We start from the raw sequence: 16,702 nt of genomic DNA, 5'->3' as shown, positions 1-16,702 counted from the left end.
CCTACCATAGACAAAAGTAATGATTCTTAATAAGCCTTTTAATTCTTTATTGCAAAAGCGAAGGAATAATTAGAATGGAATGTTAGCTGTTCCAGATTTCCCAGGATTTTTCGGCTTGGCCTTTTAACATGGCTAGACCGTTTTGTACGGCGGCTCCTCTTTTTTTGCCTTCAGATAGAAAAGCGGTTTCTGAAGGGTTATAGATTAAATCGAATAAAATATGTTGATTCGTTATATACTGGTAGGGTAGGTCTGGTTTTTTATCCACTTCTGGGAAGGTACCTACAGGACTACAATTAATAATTAAAGTATATTCTTTAAGAACTTTTTCATCGATCTGGTGGTAACCCATCTGATTTTGCTTTGGGTTTCTAGAAACATAAGTGTAGGCAATGCCCAATTCTTTCAATACAAATGCTATGGCCTTGCTGGCACCACCGGTACCTAAAATCAACGCTTTTTTATGATGTGGTTTAATAAAAGGTGTAATTGAAATTTTAAATCCATAGGCATCTGTATTGTACCCTATGTAACTACCATTTTTTATTTTAATGGTGTTAACTGCGCCTATTTGTAGTGCTTGCGGGTCTAATTCGTCTAAAAAAGGTATTATTTCCTGTTTGTACGGAATAGTAACATTAAAACCAACAATATCTGTGCAGTCTTTTAATTTTTTAAAATCTGAAATGCTTTCTAGGTCAAAATTTTCATAAGAATATTCGTTTAAATTAAGTGTTGTAAACTTATCTTTAAAATACCCCCTGCTAAACGAATAAGATATATTCTTACCTATTAACCCTAGTCTTTTGGTTTTCATTTCTGTTTTTTCCATACCAATCTAAACTTAATAAAACAAAAATGCCAAAGATGATAAAAAAGATGGCACCCCATGTTTCCATATTTCCCAAATTGGGTAAATAACGTTGGTAATTTAAAATTATAGTATCCCCGTTGCTGTCTAATAAAAAATTACCATCTATATCTGTTTTATAAATGGTTTTTTTCCAAGGCCACAAAACCCCTAAAGAACCGGTTATAAAACCAATAATTACAGCTGTGGTTATTTTTTTGTGATGTTTTAATAAATAGCCTAAAAAATGGGATAAGGTAACTAGACCTGTGGCGGATCCAAAGGTGAAAACAGCCAATATTTTTAGTGTTTTTAAACGGGAAGGGTTGTTCACAAAACTAAAATCGCCCTGGATTAATTCTGAAATAGTAAAGTAAAGGCTGTTTACGGAATCTACCAATAATAGCACATAATTACCAATTAGAATTAGAATAAAGGAGCCGGAAAGGCCTGGTAACGTCATGCCCGAAACACTTATTACCCCACAGAAGAAAATAAATAATAGGTTGTCGTTCTCTTTTGCCGGATTTAAAAAACTAATGGAGATACCAATTAACAAACCAATGATTCCGGCGGGGATGGTTTTTTTATTCCAGTCTTTAAAATCTTTGGAGATGTAGTAAATAGAACCGATGATCATACCAAAAAAAGCGGCCCATACGTATAATTCTTTTCGCTCTAGAAAGTAGTCTAATAGCCTAGAGACACTAAAATAACTAATAAGCATTCCGGTTATTAGAAGCCCTAAAAAAGTGCCGTTTATATATCTAACAAAACTGCGGAACCTTCCATTAAACAGTAATTTAAAAGCCTTTAGGTTTACTTTTTGGAGGGAATAAATAAACTCCTCATAAAACCCGCCTACAAAAGCAACAATTCCGCCAGAAACACCAGGTACCTTATTGGCAGCACCCATGAAAAGTCCCTTGATCACCAAGAACAACTTATCGCCTATTGTTCGGGTTTTTTGTTGTTGCATTTGGTATTCCTATTTTTTCGCAGCTAACCTTTCAAGAATAAAAATAACCGAAAAGCCCAGTAGGGCTAGAACCAAAGCTAGAATTAATTTAGGATCACCTTCGTAATTAAAGGGTGATATATTCATTTCAGCAACAGGAATAACCTTGTCATCAAAAACCTTAGTTTCTAACACAACTTTCCAAGGCCATATTTTGTTCAGAGACCCCAAAATAAAACCGGTTAATAGCGCCAATGTGGTATTTCTGTAGTTTTTGAACATCCATTTAAGTAAACGTGCAAAACTTAATAAACCGAAAATGGCTCCAGCGCCAACAGTTGCTATAATGGCAAAATCACGTTGGTGAACCGCTTCTAGAATAGTTTTGTACGAACCAAGAAGAACTAAAATAAAAGCGCCGGATATTCCCGGTAAAATCATAGCGCAAATGGCAAGCGCACCAGATAAGAATAAAAATGGATAGGAATCTACATTTTCATTAGGTGGAAGTTTAGTTATGTAAAATGCGATGGCCGCTCCTGCTATTAAAATAATTACGGTAACGGCACTCCACTTTTTTATTTCTTTACCCACCAAGAAAATACTGGCAACTACTAATCCAAAGAAAAAGGACCATAATAGAATAGGCTCATTATCTAGAAGCCAAGTTAATAGTTTGGCCAACGACAAAACACTAATAAAAATGCCAGTAAAAAGCGCCAAAAGGAAATTGCCGTTTATTTTATTCCAAGCGGCTTTAATACCATTTTCTTTGATTTCTTTAAGCAAAGAAAAACTAATGGCGTTTATTGAATTTATTAACTCTTCATATATTCCAGAAATAAAGGCGATGGTACCTCCAGATACCCCTGGTACAACGTCTGCAGCTCCCATGGCCATACCCTTTAGGGTAACCCACAGATAATCTATTAGTTTTCTTGGCATAAGCTACTATCTATATTGCTGCAAAGATACCCATTTAGGTAGAAGCCCTTTGATTTCTTTTAAGGGAATCTTGAATCCATTTGATTTGACCGTATTCTGGATATAACTCTAAGAAGATTGAAGATTTTTTTGGACTTATTTGCAACGCTACACCAAAGTTTTCTTTAGCTTCTTCAAAATTGTTACAACGTAAATAGAGCCCAGTTAATTGGTACAATATTTCTGCATTGTTGGGGTAAAATTCCAAACCTTGTAGCAAAACTTGAATGGCAGCTTCAGAGTCATTAAGTTGTTTTAAAACCTTGGCCCAATTGGTCCAAGTATCTAACTCATAATTACCCAATTCTACAGCTTGTTTAAAGGCAAAATCGGCCTCGTCTATGTTATTTAAAGCAAAAAAGGTTTCTGCATTTCTTTTCCAGTACAAGGCATTGTCACCATCTATGTTTATAGCCTTATTTATATAGTGCAAGGCTTTTTCATAATCTTTTTTTCTAAGATAAAATTCGGTAATGGCCAACCATCCTTTATCTAACAGTGGATCTTCATGTACCGTATTGTAGTAATAGTATTTTGCCAAATCATCATTGCCTAGTTTTTCATGACATTTTGCAATTCTTAAATAGGCGTGAGAGGTAGGGTCTTCTATTTCAATAGTGGTTTCATAGCAAGCTATGGCTTCATTAAGTTTTCCTAGTTTTTCTAAAACCTTGCCCTTTTCAAAATAGGCACCTAAAAAGGTATCGTCACTAATTATGGCGAAGTCAAATGCGCCTAGTGCAGATTCCCACATGTTTTTTTCAATATACATTTTACCCAACTGATGCCATGCTACTTCACAGTAAGGATTCTTTTCTAAAAACTTGTTTAAAAAGCTGATAGCCCCTTCAAAATCTTCTAAAAATTCAAAACAATAAATTACATTGTATAGGGAAGAGTAATCAGAATCATCATAAGTTAGGCACTGTATAAAGCACTTTTTAGCTTCTAAATAGTTATCCATAAATAAATGCTCCATGCCCATTAGTGAATAGACATCAAAGCTATCCTCGTCTTGCACAATAGTTAAGGCTTTCTTTAACATATCAATAGCTCCAGCGTGATTATCTTTTTTAGAAAGAATGTTTGCGCGCTGGATAAAAATTTCTTCGTTATGTGCATCTAAGGATTGTAAATGGTCTAGGAGCGATTCTGCTTTGGTAAATTGATCTTCAAAAACCAAAACTTCTACTTGAAGCAATTTTATTTCAATGCAATTCGGATGTTGTTCCAAACCTAATTGAATTGCCTTTTTTCCTAGGGATACTTTACCAAGATTTAAGTAATGATGAATTATCTCTTCAAAGTCTTCCGCGTCAAAGAAATAGACATCGTCTGTCTTTAACATAGACTCGAACTTGTGTACCGTGGGATTATTATTTTCGTTAGTATGTAACGCCATAGGTCTAGTTTGGATTAACTATGGACTTAAAATTAGCAGGATATTGCTCCTATTTTAAGTCTTAATTTGTGTTCTTATTAACAAATTAGTTAACAGTTTCCCCGTTTAGGGTATCCAATATTTTTAAAATTTTAGTGCATCCTTCCTTAATTTCTTGTTCAGAGACAGTTAACGGAGGTGTAATTCTAACCGCTTTACTTTCGAACAATAACCAAAAAAGTATAAGCCCTTCTTCTTTGGCTCTTAGGACCAATTCATTGGCTATTTGGTCATTTTTCATGATTAATGCCAACATTAATCCTTTGCCTCTAATCTCTTTAATCAAAGGATGTACCAAAAGTGATTTAAAGAATATTTCTTTTTCTAGGCACTGACCCATAAGTTGACTTTCCTTTATTTCTTTTAGTGTTGCCAAAGCTGCTGCCGCAATGACAGGATTACCGCCAAAAGTGGTAATATGCCCCATTTTTGGGTTCTTAAGCGAAGCCATGATTTCTTGAGAAGCAGTAAACGCGCCAACCGGAAGGCCAGAGGCCATGCCTTTACCCATTACCAAAATATCTGGGATGCAGTTGTAATGTTCAAAAGCAAATAATTTGCCGGTACGTCCAAATCCGGGCTGTATTTCGTCTAAAATTAATAGTGCACCAACAGCTGTACACTTTTTTCTAACTTTTTCTAAATACTTGTTCTTGGGTTCAATAAATCCCGCACCACCTTGTATGGTTTCTAATATTACTGCCGCAGTTTTTGTTGTGATGTATTTTAAATCTTCCTCGCAATTAAATTGAATATACCCCACATCAGGAATCAATGGTCTAAAGGATGCTTTGCGTTCTTCTAAGCCCATTAGACTTAAACTACCCATTGTATTTCCGTGATAGGCATTTTTTGCGGCTAGTATTTCTGACCGTCCTGTAAAGCGTCTCGCCAACTTTAGTGCCCCTTCAATAGCTTCTGTTCCAGAATTTACTAAATAGGTAACTTCTAACGTTTTTGGTAATAATGATGCAAGGTATTTGGCGTATTCCACGGCTGGTGCCTGGATGTATTCACCGTAAACCATTACATGCATATATTGTTCTGCTTGTTGGGTTATGGCCTTAACCACTTTTGGGTGGCAATGGCCTAGGCTACAAGCAGAAACCCCGGCCACAAAATCCAAATGGGCTTGGCCATTTGTATCATAAATATAGCTGCCCAAAGCACGGGATACTTGCATACCCAATGGGTAGGGCGAAGTTTGTGCTTGGTATTTGTAATAATCCTTCTCCATAAATCAGCGTCTCATTTTTTGTATTATACACCGCCAACTTTTTTAAGTTTAGGGCGTTTGGTGCTGATAGCCTTATTATTCTTTGGCGCATTTTTAGGAACTAGAGGTAAACCACCACGTTCTTGCTCTTCGGTATCAATATCCACGGGTTGGTCTATGCCTCTAATTTTTACCAATATGATATTGTTATCATCGGCATCAAAAATTTCCGATTTAGAGGTTATGCGTTCATCTCCGCGCCAAATAAAACCTTTTAATTTTCTATTTTCCTCTGGTAAATCTGTTTCAGGATATATTTTGCCTTCAGGATTTACAAAAAAGGTAATGTCTTCTATATCACTATTGGCCAATTCTAACCTAATTTTACTACAAATGGTCTTGTCTATGCCAACTAGCTCGTTTTCATCATTATACATATAATAGATAACCTCTGTGTTCTTAACTAAGTCTACAATTTTTAATTCATTTTCTATAAACTTTCCAAAGAGGTCTTTTCCTTTTGCTTGGTTGTAACCCTTTTTTCCAATGGTATCAAATGCCGTAATAAAAGCGTTATTTATAACCCGTAAGGAATCCATTTTTTCGGTTTCTAAATCCGAAATTAGATGAATACTGTCCCCTGTCATTTGGTTGTCTAAATTCCACAATACCGGATTCGTAATTAATTGTGTTATGCCGGTGGCCTCTGCGGAATGAATAGAATCGCATTTGCCGCTCATATCGGTTTTGTAAAACTTGGCATTTCTAAATGCTCTTAAAACCCTTGCATCGGGCTTACCGGTAACCATTAAGGTGTCTCCGTGAATGTAAAGGGAATCTTGTTGAACCAAGCTTATTGCCACTGCACGTTTAGTGGCGAATACCGAGTCTTTTTCCTTAAAAACTTCCGCGTAATGTGCTTTAATAACCCCATTGTTTACGGTGTCTGTAACCTTAATATTATTTGTGGCAGATGCAAAAGACGTAGCCTTATCAAAGAAAACGCTATCGCCCTCTATGATACGGTTGTTGTAATTTATTTTAGTGTTTTTTACACCATATCCTTGTTCAATTTTAGTATCGTAGAAACCACGTTCACAGTAAATGGTGTACTCTTCGCCTATAATGGTAGAAGGCCCGTACATATAGGCATTTTTAGTAAGTCGGTAATAGTTCAATTGTTCAGAATCAATGGTATATTCTGGATTGTCTATGTGGACATTTTTTTGAAACTGAACTTTCTTTAATTCCATAAAATAGGTGCCAATAGTACTGGTTAGTACATTGGCAGAGTCTATTACCTTACCACCGGTTTTGTAAAAAGATTCTTGTTTTTCCCTATCAAAAAACAACGTATCGGTAGTTAGGGTCATTTGACCGTCCGTTAAATCTACGGCTTCATAGGCTCTTGCTATTTTGCTATTTCCATCATAGTCTAATTTGCCACTATTCATTTCAATACTATCGCCTTGTTGTAATCTTACGTTACCAACTGCTTTAAGTGTATTGGCTTCGGAATAGAAAATAGCTACATCACACCACAGGTCTGCCCCTTGATGTTCAAACTGTAATTGTCTGGTATCGTCTTTGCTAAATATGGTTGCTCCAGGAAATTGTTCCTCGTCTTTTATAAGGTTGGCCCCGTAAACAATATTTATTTTCTTGCTTTCTGTCTGCTGTGCGGCTGTTTTTGCACTAGCTATAAATACAAAAGCACAAAAAAGTATACATCTTTTCAATTGCTTGAAATTTTGCCCAAAAGTAAGGTTTTTACACAAAGAAAGGATTTTAGTTTAGATAGATTTAATACCCAAACTAAGATTACATAAAGTTGATTCTGTAAAAGGATAAGGGGTTATTAATTACTATTCATACTCATATAGGGTAAATCTTTGTAATGAAACGTTACCCAAGAATGCCCTTATGTGCCTGCCTTGATGTGTTTGGTCTCCATTAAGATGGCGATAAACTTTCCAAGCATTGTTTTCAAAGTGTCCTGATTCCGCTTTTAAAATACCGACAGTTTTGTTGTTTTTAAGATTTTTGAAGGTGAACGAAGTACCAAAACCTAAATAATAGAATTCGTTTTTAGCGGTTTGAACGATTAAAGCTGCTGCCTGCTCCCAATGATCATCTTTTGATCGTGCATCCCAACCTAAATTATGGGTGTGGCTGGCGGTAAATTCATAATCTCCCAAGACAAACGTACTGGTATTATTTTCTTTATCTAAAAGAACCCCTTTTATTTTATTTTCTCCCCATTGGGAAAATAAAAATGGTGCTAGTTCGCCCAGGGTTTTATAAGTTTCCGCTAAAAGTTTTTCTTTAGGGTTTAGCGCTTCATTTGGATTTTGCTCTATGGCAAAAGGGGAAAACCCCAAAGCTTGGTACTTGCCAATGGCAAAAATAGCTTTGGCAGCTACAGTGTTGTCAAAACTATGTTCCGGAACAAAAAGAGGGTTGTCTTGTCTGGTGTATAAATTGTTCCACTGTTCAAAATCGGGATTATAAAAATCTGGTGAATAGAAATCGATGGCGGGTGAGGCGGCTTTCCAAACATCCAATAAATGAGGCAAGGGACCAGCACTAGGGTAAGAGCCTGGTGCTTTGCCTGGGGCATTTAAAGCAGCATTTACAAATGCAGGAATTGGATAAATTTCTTTACCTGCTAGGGTAATGCTATTGGTATATTTTGCAAAATAATAGGCCATGAATAATTCTTCGGTGGCTATACCTTTTCCAAACACTTCTTCCCAATTTCCTGAATTTTTATATCCATTTTTGGCCCAAATGGACTTAAACTCTGGATTTAGTTTTTTCTTATTAGCTAATAAATACGCCATTAATTGTTCTGGAACGGGTTCGGCATACTTTTCATTGGCCAGTTTGCTATGGTCTCTGGCAACAGGTAACATACCTATTTCATTTTCTGGCTGCATCATAATAACGGTATTTTCCTTACCATCCACTTCTTTAATATGCTGCATTAATGCGGTGTAGGCATTTAAATCTGCCTTTAAGTTAGCTTCGTAGAACGGACTTAATATCTCTTGTGCATTACCTTTATCATCCCTGGCTCTAGGATACTTTTTATAATTGGTTTTTACCCATGCCGGTACATGGCTAGACATACTATTTTTCCAAGATCCAAACCATAGAATAACTAGTTTTAGGTTATGGGCTCTTGCATCATGTATTAGTTCGTCTACCAAATCAAAATTAAATTGGTTGGGTTTTGGTTCTAAAAGCTCCCAATAAATTGGTATTAGAACAGTGTTTAAATTGAGCTCTTTTAATCTTGGCCATACAGTAGACATAGACGCTTTTGAAGTTGCCGTAGAATTGCCCAATTCCCCACCTAGTACTAAGTAGGGCTCATTATTTACCAATAATACATCTTTGTTTCCTATTTTGCCTAATCTTGGTAAAGATTGTCCTAACATTAAATAGGACCAGAATAAGGTAAAAAATAGTATGAGTATACTTTGAATTTTAAGTTTAGTTTGCATGCTTAGTAATTAGTAGAAGAAAATTACTTAAGTGCCTTACATTAAAGCTTGGAAAGTGAAAAAGCTTACTAAACTTTTACGAAAACCTAATTGGTTTTTATCTGTTGTATTGGGATGATTTTTTGAGGTTCAAAATCCAGCATTGCATTTATTAGTTGAAACCCTTCAAATTTTTTTAAGTTTTGTATGGTAATATCCTGGGTTTCTACAAGCTTATGCTGTAAAAGTCGTTGTCTACACGTACCATTTAGTAAAAATGTTTTTGGGGTATACCATTTGGCATTCTTTTTAAACAGGATGTTGGCAAAATAGGTGTCGGTTATAAAACCGTTTTTACAAATAAGAACATCATCACAGTTGCCTCTTCTTTGCCAAAGCTGGGTTAAAGGGTCTCTTTGGGTGAATTTTAGATTATAGTCTATTTGGTTATCGTGAACTACTTGTAGGGTATTAATGGGTTTTGGTGAATAATAAGTAAACTTTGGTACTGTTCCTTGCTGATTGTAATCGATTCTTAACTTAACTGTTCCTTTAGTAAATGTATTAGGAACTTCAATAGTATCAAGTAAATTATAATTAGGTAAGTATCCAAAAAACTTGTAGAACGCTTTATTAAATCGAGCTTCATGAAAAGAACGGTTTTTAATAACACCGTCTTGTACGCATAGGGTTTCAAAGAGTGGGTACATACACTTTTTTCAGTAGTTCTTGGTATTCCTCTTTTGCTATACTTTGATGCGTAATGCCACCGCCGCTTTTAAAGACATAGCCATTTTCTGTTTTCTCAATAAAACGAATTGCCACACCAGAATCTATTTTTTCTCCATCAAAGATTCCAAAAATTCCCGTGTAAAAACCCCTATCATATTGTTCTGCCTCTTTAATTATTTTCACGGTTTGTTTTTTAGGTGCCCCACTTATAGAGCCAGCAGGTAACATCTTAAACAATAGGCTTGCAAAATTCTTTTTCCAATTAGCTGGTAATTTTCCTCTTATTTCTGAACTGGTTTGGTAAAGCCCGCCATCCTTAGTATTTATTTTTTCTAAATACCTATACTTGGTAACGGTTACTTCTTTAGCAACAAGGGACAAATCGTTTCTTATTAAATCTACAATTGTATTGTGCTCCTGAATTTCTTTAGCATTTTCTAGGAGCATTTTTTTTGCATTGGCCATGTTGGCGGTTGCGGTACCCTTCATAGGATACGAGTAGATAAAATCGTCCTTTATCCTTACAAAACACTCTGGCGAAAAGCAAACAAAATTGTCTTTGTAATATAATTTATAAGGTGCTTGCGCTGTATAAAAGGTATTTTCTAAATCTAAATTATTTAAAATAGGAGTAGGGTAGGTAAGGTTTAACAAAAAGCTATTACCCTTTAAAATTTCTTGCTTAACCAAACTGAACCCATTTTCATATTTTGAGAATGGCAATGGTTCGGTTATGAATTCTGGGATAGGAGTTAGTACCTCTTGCTTGGTTACGTTACTATTACCTTTAATATCAAAATAAATGCCTTGCTCTTTAGCTTCTTCAAAATCAAAGGCAATTAATTGTGTTTGGTCAAAATTGATTAGAAAAAAGAAAGGCTTTCCTTTTTCCAAAAAAACCGTTGTCTTTTCTTCAAAAGAAAGCCTATCCATAAAGGTACTTATCTAATTAGTTTACTATCGTAAGATAGTCTGTAGTCTGTCTGGACCTACGGAAACAATCTTGATAGGAACGTTTAGTTCTTGTTCTAAATATGCAATATAATCATTTAAAGCAGCTGGTAATTCTTCTGCTTTGGTCATTTTAGTTAAATCTGCAGACCAACCTTTAAGTTCTTTATAAATTGGTGTAACGTTTTCTGCTTCAATATTATAAGGTAGGTGTTCAATTTCTTCACCCTTATAATGATAGGCCGTACATACCTTAATCGTTTCAAAACCACTTAAAACGTCGGCTTTCATCATCATTAACTCGGTTACTCCATTAATTTGAACAGCGTACTTTAACGCGACCAAGTCTAGCCATCCGCAACGTCTTGGTCTACCGGTTGTGGCTCCAAACTCGTTGCCTACACGGCCCATGGTTTCCCCATCTTGGTCAAATAATTCCGTAGGAAACGGTCCGCTACCTACTCTTGTAGTATATGCCTTAAAAATACCTAGAACATCTCCTATTTTACCTGGAGCAACACCCAAACCTGTACAGGCGCCTGCCGCGGTTGTATTAGATGAAGTTACAAACGGATACGTTCCAAAATCAATATCTAAAAGCGAACCTTGAGCGCCCTCCGCCAAAATCTTTTTACCAGCGGCCATCGCATCAAAAATATATTGCTCACTGTCTATAAAGGTCAATTTTTTAAGGGTTTCCACACCTTCAAAAAATTCGGTTTCTAGCTCAGGTAAGTTGTATTGTATGTCTACGTTGTAATAAGCAATCATTGCTTCGTGCTTATCTGCTAGAGCTCTATATTTTTCTTTCCAATCTACAAATTCTAAGTCACCTACGCGCATACCATTTCTTCCGGTCTTGTCCATGTAAGTGGGTCCAATTCCTTTTAAGGTAGAACCAATCTTAGCTTTACCTTTTGCCGTTTCAGAAGCGGCATCTAGTAAACGGTGGGTAGGTAGAATTAAGTGTGCTTTTCTAGAAATCAATAGTTTAGAAATGTAATCTATACTAAACTGGTTTAAATTATCTAATTCTTTTTTAAAGATTACAGGGTCTATAACCACCCCGTTGCCTACAACGTTAATGGCATTTTTATGAAAAATTCCGGAAGGTATGGTATGTAAAACATGTTTAATACCATCAAATTCAAGTGTGTGTCCTGCATTTGGACCACCCTGAAAACGGGCAATTATATCATAATCCTTGGTAAGAACATCTACAATTTTACCCTTACCTTCGTCTCCCCATTGGAGTCCTAATAATAAATCTACCATTAAGTGTTTGCTTAGTCGGTTACGTTTTCTTGTTTATTTCTTGTGCCGTAAAAGTATAGGGAATGGTTATTGATTTTGATATCGAAAACCTCTTCTATGGTCTTTTTGATAGACTGTATACGAGGGTCACAAAATTCTACAACTTCTCCGGTGTCTGTTAAGATTACATGATCGTGCTGACGGTCAAAATAAGATTTTTCGTATTGTGCTTGGCTACCTCCAAACTGATGCTTGCGTACCAATTTACAGTCCAGAAGTAATTCTATGGTATTATACAGGGTAGCCCTACTAACACGGTAATTCTTGGTTTTCATTTTTATGTAAAGCGATTCTACGTCAAAATGATCATCGCTCTCATATATTTCCTGTAAAATAGCGTAACGTTCCGGTGTTTTTCTATGGCCGTTTTCTTCTAAAAACTTGGTAAAAACACTTTTTACGATTTCTTGGTTCTTATTGTTCCCCATAATAGTGCTACAATCAACTTAGCAAAGGTAACATCTTTATTTAAATTCGCACTACCTTGTCAATACCGTTGATGGCTTTCAGATTGTCAATAAGTTTTTTCAGAATGCTCTTGTTTTTTACCACAACGGTTATCTTTCCGGTGAAAGTACCGCCCTCTGCACTAAAATTTAGGTTACGCATATTTACATGCATATTGTCCGAAATTATGTTGGTAATTTCATTCATTAACCCAAGATTATCTATACCCGTAAGTTTAATATCCGCGCTAAATTCTTCTTGTGTAGAATCTATCCATTTAGCAGACATGATTCTATATGCATAGTTACTTTGTAATTGTATGGCGTTAGGGCAGGTTTTTTTATGCACTTTTATACCATCGTTTACGCTAACAAAGCCAAAAACAGGATCACCGGGTATAGGATTACAACATTTTGATAGCTTATAGTTTAATTTTTCTTCCTCACTACCAAATACGAGCATATCGTATTTCTGTGTAATTTCTTCTTTATCTAAATCTTCTGAAACAGGTGTTTTCCTAATTTTATTTTTAAAGAAGTTGATAAATGCATTGTTGTAAGAAGAGGCAAAATCTTTAATTTTTTGATTGTCTATTGCCCCATTGCCAACTCTGAAAAAGAGGTCTAAACTGGTTTTTAGTTTAAAGAAATTAACCATTTTGTTCACTACATCTTCGTTGAGGTTTATTTTTTGTGAACGTAGTTTTCTTCTAAGGGTTTCCTTACCTTCTTCTGCAATTTCTTTTTTCTCCTCTCTAAGGGATGATTTTATTTTCGCCCTGGCTCTTGCAGTATGGGCATAATCTAACCAGTTTTGATTTGGTTTTGCAATAGCCGAAGTTATAATTTCTACTTGATCACCACTTTTAAGCCTTGTATTTAGCGGTACCAATTTACCATTGACTTTTGCACCGCGGGTTCGCATGCCCACCTCTGTATGTATATGGAATGCAAAATCTAAAGGAGAGGCTCCTTTTGGCAATGATTTTAGTTCTCCTTTTGGCGTAAAGACAAATATTTCTTTGCTGTACAGGTTAAGCTTAAATTCCTCTACAAAGTCAACGGCATTGCCATTGTCTCCTTCCAGTGCTTCTTGCAAACGGTTTAGCCATTCTTCAATACCTTGTTCGTTTTGGTTACCGTGCTTGTACTTAAAGTGGGCGGCATACCCTTTTTCTGCAATTTCATGCATTCTTTCGCTACGTATCTGTACTTCTACCCATTTGCCTTGTGGCCCCATTACCGTTATGTGTAAGGCCTCGTAGCCAGTAGATTTAGGGGAGGTAATCCAATCCCTTAAACGCACTGGGTTAGGGGTAAAATGGTCTGTAACAATGGAATATATTTTCCATGCCAAGAATTTTTCGTTTTTACGATCAGACCTATAAATTATCCTAATGGCAAATTTGTCATAAACTTCATCAAAGCCAATATTTTGTGCCATCATTTTACGGCGGATGGAAAAGATACTTTTCATCCTACCTTTTATATGATAGTTAAGCCCCTCTTCATCTAGGGCATCTTCTATAACTTTTGTAAACGCATTTATGTATTCTTGCTGTTCTTCTTCGGTATCTTCAATTTTGTTGAAAATATCGTTATATACATCTGGTTCCGTATATTTTAAGCTGAGGTCTTCTAGGTGCGTTTTTATATTGTATAACCCAATTCTATGTGCTAGGGGAGCATAGATATAAAGGGTTTCTGAAGCTATTTTAACCTGTTTATGCTCTGGCATACTATCCATGGTGAGCATATTGTGGTAACGGTCTGCTATTTTAATAATGATTACACGCACATCATCATGCAGGGTGAGTAACATTTTTCTAAAGTTCTCTGCCTGCTGGCTAATGTTCATGTCTTTTTTAAGATGGGCAATTTTGGTAAGGCCATCTACTATCCGCGCTACGGTTTCGCCAAATAAGCGTTCTATGTCTGCCAACGTATATTCTGTATCCTCTACCACATCATGTAAAAGGGCAGAAGCAATAGAAACAGCATCTAAACCAATTTCGGAGGCTACGATTTTGGCTACCGCAATAGGGTGAAAGATATAGGCTTCGCCAGATTTTCTTCTTTGGTTTTTATGCGCATCTACAGCTACATCAAAAGCAGAACGTATTAGTTTTTTATCCTCGTCTGTTAAGGTTTGGTAACTAATTCGCAACAACTCTTTATACTGTTGTGCAATTTCTTTGTTTTCTTGTTCTATCGCAGCTTCCGTCATAGTAAAATAAATTTACGCCAATCTTTATTTGGAAGCAACAAAAATTATGCCTTAAGATTTCTTATACGCTCTAGTAGCGGCGGATGCGAATAATGCATAAAAACATAGGCGGGGTGTGGGGTTAAATTGGTCAAATTATTTTTGGACAATTTTTTTAAGGAACTGATCAACGGATGTGCGGCATAGGTTTCTTTGGCAAAATCATCTGCTTGAAATTCAAACTTTCTAGATATATAATTCATGACCAAGCCGGTAAGCGTGGATATTGGGCTATACAGTAAAACAAAACCGAGTAGGGCCGCATGATAACTTGGTGTTTTTACACCAATAGCCAAAGAGAGCTCCGGACTGTTAACAAATAACGAAAGTACGAACAAGGTAAAACCAGTTGATAAAATTGAAGTAAATAGGTTAAACAGGATGTGTTTTTTCTTATAATGACCAACTTCATGTGCCAATACAGCTACTATTTCTTCCTGGTTCAAATCGTTTATAAGGGTGTCAAAAAGTGTAACTCTTTTTTGTTTTCCAAAACCAGAAAAATAGGCATTAGCTTTTGTGGAACGTTTAGAGCCATCTATAACAAAGATGTTTTGGAGATTAAACCCAACATTTAGTGCATACTTTTCAATAGCAATTTTTAAAGGGCCATGTTCCAAGGGCTTTTGTTTGTTGAAAAGGGGAACAATAAGTTTGCTATAAAATAAATTGGCAAAAACCATGACTATTACAAACGTTGCCCATACGTATAACCAAAAATTAGGACCGGCCCATTGCAAAAACCAAATTACCAAGGCCAGCAACCCACCTCCAAATAAGAAAGCCAAAAGCCATCCTTTTAAAATGTCCAATAAAAAGGTTTTTTTGTTTGTTTTGTTAAAACCAAATGCGGTCTCTATTACAAAGGTTTGGTAATAATTAAATGGTATGGCCAACAAACTGCTTCCAAAAAATAAGAGTCCAAAATAAAGCACGGCCATTAATGTTGGGTTTTCTGTGTAATTCCTTACCCAAGTGTCTATCCAATTAAATCCACCAAAAAGTAAAAAAGTAAGGGTAAGTACTAAAGAAAATAAATTCTGAAAATTACCAAATCTATAGTTTGCTTGTTGGTAGGCCTTTGCCTTTGCATATGCTTCTTGATCATAAACATCTGCTAGTTCATCTGGTAGTTGTTTTAAGAATGATTTGTTGTTTAAGAACTCTAGATAGCGTTCTATTAAATATTGAACAACTACAATTGTTATAATGCAATAGAAAAGAAGGCTACTCTGCATAACGATTAAAATCCGCGCTGGCGTTTGGCTTCAAAGATAAGTATTGCTGCGGATACAGATACGTTCATACTATCAATTTCGCCCTGCATGGGTATAATTACATTTTGAAAAGAATTGTTTAGCCACTCTGCCGTAAGCCCAGTAGCTTCTGTGCCTACTACAATAGCAGCACTACCGGTAAAATCTGCTTCTATATAATTTTTGGATGCAGATAATGCTGCACAGAAAATTTTAATTTTTTCCCCGTTTAAAAAATTGATAAGCTCTTCAGTACTACCGGTAGCAATCTTATTGGTAAAAATACAGCCAACGCTAGAACGAATAATATTAGGGTTATACAGGTCCGTTTTAGGATTTGCTATTAAAACAGCATCTAAATTAGCAGCATCTGCAGTACGTAGTATGGCGCCTAAATTACCTGGCTTTTCTGGTGCTTCTGCTACCAAAATCAAAGGGTTTTCTTTTAGTTTAAATGAGGATTGTAAAGTATGGTCTTTACTTTCTACTACGGCTAATATACCTTCGGTTGTATCTCTATGCGCTACTTTTTTAAATACTTCTTTAGAGATATGGATTGTCTTTTTTTTCAAATCTGCTTGTGCAAATTCTATTTTTGTGATTTCCGGACAAACACAAAGCGTTTCAATAGCATATCCACCTTTCAAGGCTAAATCTAACTCTCTTTGCCCTTCTATAACAAACAAGCCAGTTTTTTTTCGTTCTCGGGATTTTTCTTTGAGCAAAATCATTTTCTTCACTAAGGCATTTTGCACGCTGGTTATTTCTTTTATGGTAGACATAGCCGCAAAATTAGTTAT

Annotated in this window: 14 protein-coding genes; all 14 read right to left on the bottom strand. The window is 35.9% G+C overall.

Annotated elements, in window-relative coordinates:
* Positions 1-82: 82 nt before the first annotated feature.
* Complete coding sequence (locus tag ACXAGS_RS08065; RefSeq protein WP_474906042.1) at positions 83-832, bottom strand: shikimate dehydrogenase family protein; 750 nt, start codon at positions 830-832, stop codon at positions 83-85.
* Positions 786-1,829 carry a DUF368 domain-containing protein gene (locus ACXAGS_RS08060; protein ID WP_474906041.1) on the bottom strand — a complete coding sequence of 348 codons (1,044 nt, stop codon included), beginning with the start codon at positions 1,827-1,829 and terminating at the stop codon, positions 786-788. The genes ACXAGS_RS08065 and ACXAGS_RS08060 overlap by 47 nt, the downstream gene beginning before the upstream one ends.
* A gap of 9 nt (positions 1,830-1,838) precedes the next feature.
* Positions 1,839-2,753, bottom strand: a complete 915-nt coding sequence (locus ACXAGS_RS08055) for a polyprenyl-phosphate transporter (protein ID WP_474906040.1) — start codon at positions 2,751-2,753, stop codon at positions 1,839-1,841.
* 34 nt (positions 2,754-2,787) lie between these two features.
* Positions 2,788-4,194: a tetratricopeptide repeat protein gene (locus ACXAGS_RS08050; RefSeq protein WP_474906039.1), complete on the bottom strand. Its 1,407-nt coding sequence runs from the start codon at positions 4,192-4,194 to the stop codon at positions 2,788-2,790.
* 85 nt (positions 4,195-4,279) lie between these two features.
* Positions 4,280-5,470 carry an aspartate aminotransferase family protein gene (locus ACXAGS_RS08045; RefSeq protein ID WP_474906038.1) on the bottom strand — a complete coding sequence of 397 codons (1,191 nt, stop codon included), beginning with the start codon at positions 5,468-5,470 and terminating at the stop codon, positions 4,280-4,282.
* A gap of 23 nt (positions 5,471-5,493) precedes the next feature.
* Positions 5,494-7,188 carry an OstA-like protein gene (locus ACXAGS_RS08040; RefSeq protein ID WP_474906037.1) on the bottom strand — a complete coding sequence of 565 codons (1,695 nt, stop codon included), beginning with the start codon at positions 7,186-7,188 and terminating at the stop codon, positions 5,494-5,496.
* A gap of 126 nt (positions 7,189-7,314) precedes the next feature.
* Positions 7,315-8,958 (bottom strand): GH35 family beta-galactosidase, encoded by a 1,644-nt coding sequence (locus tag ACXAGS_RS08035; RefSeq protein ID WP_474906036.1) that lies wholly within the window; start codon positions 8,956-8,958, stop codon positions 7,315-7,317.
* A gap of 86 nt (positions 8,959-9,044) precedes the next feature.
* Positions 9,045-9,647: an aminotransferase class IV gene (locus tag ACXAGS_RS08030; protein ID WP_474906035.1), complete on the bottom strand. Its 603-nt coding sequence runs from the start codon at positions 9,645-9,647 to the stop codon at positions 9,045-9,047.
* The gene (locus tag ACXAGS_RS08025; RefSeq protein ID WP_474906034.1) at positions 9,631-10,602 is read right to left on the bottom strand and encodes an aminodeoxychorismate synthase component I; all 972 of its coding nucleotides are present in this window, start codon (positions 10,600-10,602) and stop codon (positions 9,631-9,633) included. The genes ACXAGS_RS08030 and ACXAGS_RS08025 overlap by 17 nt, the downstream gene beginning before the upstream one ends.
* 24 nt (positions 10,603-10,626) lie before the next feature.
* Complete coding sequence (locus tag ACXAGS_RS08020) at positions 10,627-11,895, bottom strand: adenylosuccinate synthase (protein ID WP_474906033.1); 1,269 nt, start codon at positions 11,893-11,895, stop codon at positions 10,627-10,629.
* 11 nt (positions 11,896-11,906) lie between these two features.
* Positions 11,907-12,362 (bottom strand): Fur family transcriptional regulator, encoded by a 456-nt coding sequence (locus ACXAGS_RS08015; protein ID WP_010520127.1) that lies wholly within the window; start codon positions 12,360-12,362, stop codon positions 11,907-11,909.
* A 40-nt stretch (positions 12,363-12,402) separates the two neighbouring features.
* Positions 12,403-14,607: a RelA/SpoT family protein gene (locus tag ACXAGS_RS08010; RefSeq protein WP_474906032.1), complete on the bottom strand. Its 2,205-nt coding sequence runs from the start codon at positions 14,605-14,607 to the stop codon at positions 12,403-12,405.
* Between the two features lie 44 nt (positions 14,608-14,651).
* Positions 14,652-15,884: a M48 family metallopeptidase gene (locus tag ACXAGS_RS08005; protein WP_474906031.1), complete on the bottom strand. Its 1,233-nt coding sequence runs from the start codon at positions 15,882-15,884 to the stop codon at positions 14,652-14,654.
* A gap of 5 nt (positions 15,885-15,889) precedes the next feature.
* The gene (locus ACXAGS_RS08000) at positions 15,890-16,684 is read right to left on the bottom strand and encodes a TrmH family RNA methyltransferase (RefSeq protein WP_474906030.1); all 795 of its coding nucleotides are present in this window, start codon (positions 16,682-16,684) and stop codon (positions 15,890-15,892) included.
* Positions 16,685-16,702: the final 18 nt, after the last annotated feature.

Source organism: Croceivirga sp. ABH4_376 (assembly GCF_056160685.1).
This window is presented reverse-complemented; position numbering and strand designations above follow the sequence as displayed.